The organism is Arthrobacter sp. P1_A5, from assembly GCF_056406825.1.
The window spans coordinates 1-7747 of record NZ_JBFTZL010000175.1 but is presented as its reverse complement, the minus strand read 5'-3'; the positions used below and the strand labels follow the sequence as shown (position 1 = coordinate 7747).

The 7747-nt window shown below is 67.2% G+C and carries 10 protein-coding genes; all 10 read left to right on the top strand.

Annotated elements, in window-relative coordinates; translation table 11 throughout:
• On the top strand, positions 1-264 hold a 264-nt coding region (locus AC1D1S_RS17490; RefSeq protein ID WP_476995047.1), incomplete at its 5' end, for a hypothetical protein.
• A gap of 305 nt (positions 265-569) precedes the next feature.
• Positions 570-1793, top strand: a complete 1224-nt coding sequence (locus tag AC1D1S_RS17485) for a CpaF family protein (protein WP_476995046.1) — start codon at positions 570-572, stop codon at positions 1791-1793.
• On the top strand, positions 1793-2647 hold the full coding sequence (locus AC1D1S_RS17480) for a type II secretion system F family protein (RefSeq protein ID WP_476995045.1): 855 nt from the start codon (positions 1793-1795) through the stop codon (positions 2645-2647). Before AC1D1S_RS17485 ends, AC1D1S_RS17480 begins: the two co-directional genes overlap by 1 nt.
• Positions 2644-3585, top strand: coding sequence for a type II secretion system F family protein (locus AC1D1S_RS17475; protein WP_476995044.1), 942 nt, complete (start codon positions 2644-2646; stop codon positions 3583-3585). The genes AC1D1S_RS17480 and AC1D1S_RS17475 overlap by 4 nt, the downstream gene beginning before the upstream one ends.
• Before the next feature lie 240 nt (positions 3586-3825).
• The gene (locus AC1D1S_RS17470; RefSeq protein ID WP_243181217.1) at positions 3826-4077 is read left to right on the top strand and encodes a hypothetical protein; all 252 of its coding nucleotides are present in this window, start codon (positions 3826-3828) and stop codon (positions 4075-4077) included.
• A 3-nt stretch (positions 4078-4080) separates the two neighbouring features.
• Complete coding sequence (locus AC1D1S_RS17465; RefSeq protein ID WP_084475966.1) at positions 4081-4506, top strand: TadE family protein; 426 nt, start codon at positions 4081-4083, stop codon at positions 4504-4506.
• Positions 4487-4939 carry a hypothetical protein gene (locus AC1D1S_RS17460; protein WP_243181218.1) on the top strand — a complete coding sequence of 151 codons (453 nt, stop codon included), beginning with the start codon at positions 4487-4489 and terminating at the stop codon, positions 4937-4939. The genes AC1D1S_RS17465 and AC1D1S_RS17460 overlap by 20 nt, the downstream gene beginning before the upstream one ends.
• A 35-nt stretch (positions 4940-4974) precedes the next feature.
• On the top strand, positions 4975-5388 hold the full coding sequence (locus AC1D1S_RS17455; protein WP_476995043.1) for a pilus assembly protein TadG-related protein: 414 nt from the start codon (positions 4975-4977) through the stop codon (positions 5386-5388).
• 141 nt (positions 5389-5529) lie between these two features.
• Positions 5530-6645: a peptide chain release factor 2 gene (prfB, locus tag AC1D1S_RS17450; protein WP_028276033.1), complete on the top strand. Its 1116-nt coding sequence runs from the start codon at positions 5530-5532 to the stop codon at positions 6643-6645.
• A gap of 193 nt (positions 6646-6838) precedes the next feature.
• Positions 6839-7660, top strand: a complete 822-nt coding sequence (gene ftsE, locus AC1D1S_RS17445) for a cell division ATP-binding protein FtsE (protein ID WP_043435207.1) — start codon at positions 6839-6841, stop codon at positions 7658-7660.
• Positions 7661-7747: the final 87 nt, after the last annotated feature.

The following is a 7747-nucleotide window of genomic DNA, read 5'->3' as shown; positions in this document are numbered from 1 at the left end:
GCGGTCGCTGCCTGCGTTGCGGTCGGTGCCGGCGCCGGGGCGGCCGGTGCAGGTGCCGTGGCGGCCGGGCGGGCCGTTGCGGATGCCGCCGGCACGGTGCTCGTGGCCGTCGGCGACGGGCTGGCAGAAGGGGTGGCAGACGCCGGGGGCGTGGCCGGCTGCTCGACGGCGGTTGCCGGCGACGGAACGCCGGTGATGGCCAGCAGGGTGGCGGCGAGGAGAATGGCCCCTGCCCGGCGGCATCGGTGGCTGGTGGGGGGATAAAGGGTGCGCTTCATGTTCCGCTCCGGGGCAATGGCACGCTGTGGGAGCCGCGCCACACGGTCTCGCGCCCGAGGGGCTACGAAGAGAGCTGGCCGGGCTGAGAGAATGTCTGACTTAACGCGCTCACCCTAACATCGGCCGACATCTGAGACCAGTGATTCAAGAGTTACCAAAGTGAAAGTTGTCATGTTGAAACCAGGCGGTTATCCACATGCACCCACGGCACCCCTTGCCGGACCGGTTGCCCGCCCCTAGTTTTAACCCCATCGCGCCGGCACCGGGGCGGCAGTCATATGGGGGTCCAGGTGGAGGCTGTACGCATTGTTGAGGACGAGGTCCGTGAGCTGATCCGCCGGCGGGGCCTTGACCCCCTGCGGGAGTCCGGCGAAGTCCGGCGCCTGGTCGAGGCGGCTGTCAGCGACTACGACGAACGGGCCCTCCTGGCGCCGCTGCCCCCGCTGGGCCCGTTGGAGTCGGCCCGGAGATTCGTCTTCGACGCTGTGGCGGGCTTTGGTGCGCTCCAGCCTCTCCTCGACGATCCGGGCATCGAGGAAATCTGGCTCAATGCGCCGAATGAAATCTATGTGGCGCGCAACGGCGAATCGGAACTGACCTCCGTTTCGCTGACGGACCAGCAAGTCCGGGACCTTGTGGAACGGATGTTGAAGAGCTCAGGCCGGCGCCTGGACATGTCCTCGCCGTTCGTGGACGCGGCGCTCCCGGACGGCTCCAGGCTGCACGTCGTGATCCCAGACGTCACCCGGCGTCACTGGGCCATCAACATCCGCAAGTTCGTCGTCAAAGCCAGCCGGCTCGAGCACCTGGTGGAGCTGGGAACGCTCACCCCGCAGGCGGCCAGGTTCCTCGGCGCGGCCGTCGCCAGCGGCCTCAACATCCTGGTCTCGGGCGCCACCCAGGCGGGCAAAACCACCATGCTCAACTGCCTCGCCGCCAGCATCGGCACCCGCGAACGGGTCATCACGGTGGAGGAAATCTTTGAGCTGCAGTTGCCGCTCCGCGACGTCGTCGGTCTTCAGTGCCGTCAGCCGAACCTGGAGGGGCAGGGGGAGATTCCGCTGCGCCGCCTGGTCAAGGAGGCCCTGCGCATGCGGCCGGACCGGATGGTGGTCGGGGAAGTCCGGGAGGCCGAGAGCCTGGACATGCTCATCGCTTTGAATTCCGGCCTTCCCGGAATGTGCACCGTGCATGCGAACTCCGCCCATGATGCCGTGACGAAAATCTGCACGCTGCCGCTGCTCGCCGGCGACAACATCTCCAGTGCGTTCGTAGTGCCCACCGTCGCGTCCTGCATCGATCTGGTGGTCCATTGCAGCAGGCACGCCAGCGGGCGCCGACAGGTCACCGAGATCCTGTCCCTGGGCCGCCGGGTGGAAAACGGGATCATCGAGTCATCCATGGTGTTCACGATGTCGGGCGGGCAGCTTCTGCCCAAGGCCAACTCCATGCCGGCCGCGGAAAAGTTTGGCCGCTCCGGATACGACGTCGCGGCGCTGCTGGAGCAGCGGTGATGGCGCCGCTGGTCGGGATGCTGGGCGGCGCCGGCCTCCTGCTGATCTGGTGGTCCGCGTGTGAGACGCCTGAGAGCGTGCGGCGCAGGCCCCGGACCAGCCGGCTTGAGGACCTCCTGCGGTCGGCGGGCATCGAAAAGGTCAGCGCGGCAGGGCTGCTCGCCTCGTGCCTTGGACTCGGGGCCTTCACAACGCTCGCGTTCTTCGCAGTTACCGGGTCTTGGCCGATCTCGGGATGCTTTGGCCTCTTTGGCGGCTGGCTGCCGATGGCGATGGTCCGGTGGCGTGCCAGAAAGCGCACGGCTGTCCTCCGCCAGCTTTGGCCCGACGTCGTTGATCATTTGCGCTCAGCCATCAGGGCCGGCCTGTCGCTGCCGGAGGCTCTTATCCAGCTGGGCGACAAGGGCCCCGTGGAGCTTCGCCACGTGTTTGTGGACTTTGGCTCCGACTACCGGTCGGGAGGCCAGTTCGATCCCTCACTCACCCGGCTCAAGGACCGTCTGGCCGATCCCGTGGCGGACCGGATCGTCGAGGCCCTCCGGCTCACCCGGGAGGTGGGCGGTTCGGACCTCGGGAGGCTGCTGGGCACCCTCGCGGAGTTCCTGCGGGAAAGCGCCAGGACCCGGAGTGAGCTGGAGGCAAGGCAATCCTGGACCGTCAACGCCGCACGCCTCGCCGTCGCTGCGCCCTGGATTGTCCTGGTGTTGCTGGCCAGCCGTCCTGAGGCTGTGATGGCGTATAACACCCCGCTCGGCGCTGCCGTCCTTTTGGGCGGCCTTGCCGTCTCCCTGCTGTCCTACGCCATCATGCTGCGTATCGGGGCGCTGCCGGAAGAACAGCGGGTCCTCCGATGACCGGCCTGATGGCCGRCGCCACGGTGTGCGGGGCCGTGCTCGGGGCGGGCCTGTGGCTGTTCCTCGTCCGGCTCCCCTTTATGCGCCCAACGACGTTCGTCGAACGTATCGAACCGCAGCTGAGAACCCACAACCTCGAATCCCGGCTTTTGCGCACCGTCCCGCGGAATGTCACACCGTTTGGGCCGCTCGAACGGATCCTCCGCCCGGCGTTCCGAGACGGTGCCAGGTCCCTGGGCCGGATCAACCTTGGCGCGACGGCCTTAAACCGCAGGCTCGCCCGCGCCGGCAGCGCCAAAACAGCCTTGGACTTCCGGGCTGAGCAACTCCTCTGGGCGGCCGGCGGCTTCGTCCTCGCCGTCGGCGTTGTGGCGCTCGCCGGCTCGATCGGCCGCTTCAGCCCGTTCGTCGCCGTCGTGGCCGTCGTGGGCAGCGCTGTCGGCGGGTTCCTGCTCCGGGACTACCTGTTGGGCGCGCACATCAAGAAACGGGAGGCGCGGATGATGGCGGAGTTTCCGAGCATCGCCGAACTCATGGCCCTGGCCGTCAGCGCCGGCGAAAGTGCCACCGGTGCCCTGGACAGGGTCTGCCGCAGCGCGCGGGGTGAGCTCTCGCAGGAATTCGGCCGTGTCCTCGCCGAGACCAGGTCCGGCAAGCCCCTCGTGGAGGCCCTCCACGAGTTCTCGTCCAGGACCGATCAAGGACCGTTGCTCCGTTTCGTGGACGGGATGATCGTGGCCGTCGAACGTGGAACACCACTCGCCGACGTCCTCCGGGCGCAGGCACAGGATGTCCGGGACACAGCCAAGAGGGAGCTCATGGAGTCCGCCGGCAAGAAGGAAATCGGCATGATGGTGCCGCTGGTCTTTGGCGTCCTTCCGCTCACGGTCATCTTCGCCGTCTTCCCCGGTCTGGCCGCCATCAGTCTCGGACTCTAGGTACCTGGCGAACGACGACGACGGACAGCCGGCGGCTGCCCACCGGCCGGCACGGGCAGGACTCAAGAAAAGTCGTACGAGGAGGGAACAGGATACGAAGGACGCCCTGCAGCCGGCCGGCCAGCCAGGGGGTGCACGATCTGCCGGCGACACGTCACGAACCATCAGATCCAAAAACAGGACTCCGGAACAACAGAAAACCAGCAAACAGAGAACCAGAGAACCAGGAAAGAGGACACGATGAAGAACTTCGGAACCCGGGCTGCAGTGGCGGCCTGCGCGCTCAGCATGTTGACCTGGTGGTCTGCTCCGTCGCAAGCGCGGGCGGGGGACCACTCTGACGTGGGTACCGCCCATCCCCAGCGCGGGGACGTCCCCGGCTGGGTCATGATCACCCTCATGTCGGCAGTCCTCGTGGCCGCCCTTCTCGCCCTCGCCGGTCCTGCGCTTGAGGGACTCTTCAACCAGGCCATGGACAAGGTCGGACAGTAGGCAATGGCAGCCCAGGGCGGGGGGACCGGGCGCCAGATCGATAGCGGGGAAAACCGCAAAGGCGTAGAGCGGGGCGCTGCAGTGGTGGACTTCGTGCTGATCGGTGCGTTGCTCACCTTGCTCTTCCTCGCGATCGTGCAGCTCACCCTGGTACTTCACGTCCGGAATACGCTGATCGACGCCGCCGCCTCGGGCGCCAGATACGGCACGTTGGCCGACCGCAACGACGGGGACGCTAAGGAACGGACTGTCCAGCTGATCACGGCGGCGCTCAACGCGGATTTCGCGCGGGATGTGGGGACAAGCGAATCGACGTTCCAGGGCATCCGCACACTCGAGGTGACCGTCCGGGCACCCCTGCCGGTCATCGGCTTCATCGGTCCCCGGGCGCTCTTGGAGGTGAAGGGCCATGCGGCAATCCAGCGTTGAATGGCCGGAGCACGCCGCCTCACCGGAACAGGGGAGTGCCGTGGTCGAGTTCGTCTTCTTGTCCGCGCTGCTGATGGTGCCGCTGGTGTACTTCATCATCACCGTGGGCCAGATCCAGGGCGGGTCGTTCGCAGTCGTGGGCGCCGCCGACCAGGCCGCCAAGGTCTACGTGGCCCAGCCGGACGCGGCAAGCGGCCGGGCAGCGGCAGAGCAAGCCGTGCTGCTGGCGCTCGCCGATTACGGCCAGCCGGCGGGAAACGCCACCGTCGACACCCGCTGCGAGCCTGCCGATTGCCTGGCTCCCGGCTCGGCGGTGACAGTCACCGTCCGCCTCACCGTTCCCCTGCCGTTTGTGCCGTTCAGCGGCGCACTGCATCTGAACGCGAGCCAGCTCAGCGCGTCGGCAACCCAACTGGTGGGCAGGTTCCGGTGAGGGGCCGGCCCGGGCCCCGCCGGCAGGAGGGACAGGTGCTGGTGCTGAGCATCGGCTTCATGCTGATTGCCCTGCTGGTCGCCACCGTCGTAATGGCGGCCTCCAGCGTCTACCTCGAACACAAGAAACTGCTCTCCCTCGCTGACGGCGCCTCGGTGGCCGCCGCGGACAGCTTCACCCTCGGCCAGCTGGGCAACTCCGGCGGCACACCGTCCGCCGTCCTCAGCGGGGCGAGGGTTCGCAGCGCCGCCGTCGACTATCTGGGCCGCAACGGCGCGTTCGAGCGCTTCAGCGCCCTAAGCGTGGCGCCGGTGACCGGCAGCCCGGACGGCGCCACCGCCGTCGTCGTCCTGAGTGCAGCCGTCCACCCGCCGGTGGTGAACTTCCTGGTGCCGGACGGCATCCGGATCGAGGCGACGTCCACGGCGCGCTCCCGCCTCAGCCGGTGAGCTGCTGGCCCGCCACTCCGGTTGCCCTATCTGTAGATGCTGCCAACCAGGCCGTCAGGCAACCCAAGTGACAGGTCACCCGGATACAGGGCAACCGGCAGGGTCAGGGGGCTAGGACACATAGCGTAGGCTTAAAAAACCATGGCAAACATTGATTTTCCCGCTGAAATCCGCGCGCTGCGGGCCACCTACACGTCCATCGAGAACGTCTCGAACGTCGAGGCGCTCAAGGAAGACATCGCCGAGCTCAGCGAGCGGGCCGGTGAACCCAATCTGTGGGACGACCCCGCCGCGGCGCAGGTCATCACCTCGAAGCTCTCGCACAAGCAGACCGAACTCGAGCGGCTCAACAAGCTCGTGGCCAGGATCGACGACCTCGAGGTCCTCGTGGAACTCGGCCAGGACGAGGACGACGCCGACTCCATGGGTGAGGCCGCCGCGGAACTCGAATCGGTCCGCAAGGCGCTGGCCGACCTTGAAGTCGTCACCCTGCTCTCCGGCGAGTTCGACGAGCGCGAAGCCGTGGTGACCATCCGCGCCGGCGCCGGTGGCGTGGACGCGGCGGACTTCGCAGAAATGCTGCTGCGCATGTACCTGCGCTGGGCCGAACGCCACGGCTACCCGACCACCATCATGGATACCTCCTATGCCGAAGAAGCCGGGCTGAAGTCCGCCACCTTCGAGGTCAAAGCGCCCTACGCCTTCGGCACGCTCAGCGTCGAGGCCGGCACCCACCGCCTGGTCCGGATCAGCCCGTTCGACAACCAGGGCCGCCGCCAGACCTCGTTCGCGGCCGTGGAAGTGATCCCGCTGATCGAGCAGACGGACTCCATCGACATCCCGGACAACGAGATCCGCGTGGACGTCTTCCGCTCCTCCGGCCCCGGCGGGCAGTCGGTCAACACCACGGACTCCGCGGTGCGCCTCACCCACATCCCCACCGGCACCGTGGTGTCGATGCAGAACGAGAAATCGCAGCTGCAGAACCGCGCCGCCGCCCTGCGCGTGCTGCAGTCCCGCCTCCTGCTGCTGAAGAAGGAACAGGAGGACGCCGAGAAGAAGGCGTTCGCCGGCGACGTCAAAGCCTCGTGGGGCGACCAGATGCGCTCCTACGTCCTGAACCCGTACCAGATGGTCAAGGACCTCCGCACCGAGCATGAGGTCGGCAACACCTCGGCCGTGTTCGACGGCGAAATCGACGACTTCATCGACGCCGGCATCCGCTGGCGGACGGACAACCGCAACGCCGAGAAGTAGGCCCGGCGCCCGACCGGGCGCCTCCACTGGGAGGTCCCTGACAATCGCGCGACACGCCCCGCCGTTCCGGCGGTTCCGCCGTTACCCGTGCGTATAGTCGAGGGGCCGGAGCTCTACTTCCCCCAAACGAAAGCCCTTGCGCCGGCAGCAGAACCGGGCCCTCGCGGCCATGTCCTGCAGGGTACTAAGGGCCATGATCCGTTTCGAAAATGTCACCAAGGTCTATGACCAGAAGGCGCGGCCGGCGCTGGATTCGATCAACCTTGAGATCGACCGTGGCGAATTCGCCTTCCTCGTCGGCGCCTCCGGCTCCGGCAAATCGACCTTCCTGCGCCTGGTCCTCAAAGAGGACCGTGCCTCCTCCGGCGCCGTCTACGTGGCCGGCCAGAACGTCGCAAACATCTCCAGCTGGCGCGTGCCGCGCCTGCGCCGCGGAATCGGCGTCGTCTTCCAGGACTTCCGCCTGCTGCCGCAGAAAACCGTCTTCGCCAACGTCGCCTTCGCCATGCAGGTCATCGGCAAGAGCCGCAGCGTCATCCGCGACACCGTCCCCGAGGTCCTGAAGACCGTCGGCCTGGAAGGCAAAGAAAACCGTCTCCCGCACGAACTCTCAGGCGGCGAGCAGCAGCGCGTGGCGATCGCCCGCGCCGTCGTGAACCGCCCCGGCATCCTGCTGGCCGACGAGCCGACCGGAAACCTGGACCCCACCACCTCGATGGGCATCATGGGCGTGCTGGACAAGATCAACCAGAACGGCACCACCGTGGTGATGGCCACTCACGACGACGACATCGTCAACGAAATGCGCAAACGGGTGGTGGAACTGAAGAACGGGGTCGTGATCCGCGACGAGGCCAAGGCCCTCTACACCTCCATGATTCCCGTCGTGGGCCAGTCGCGCCGCCTGCGCGACGCCAGCGGACGGGACGAACAGCCGCAAGTTATCCCGCCCCGGGCCGGCTCGCGCGCCGAAGCCCGCGCCGAGTTCCGCACCGCAGGGGAGGGCCAGGCGTGAGGCTTGCATTCGTCCTGGGCGAGATCGGCAGCGGCCTGCGCCGCAACCTGTCCATGGTGATCTCCGTGATCCTGGTGACCTTCGTGT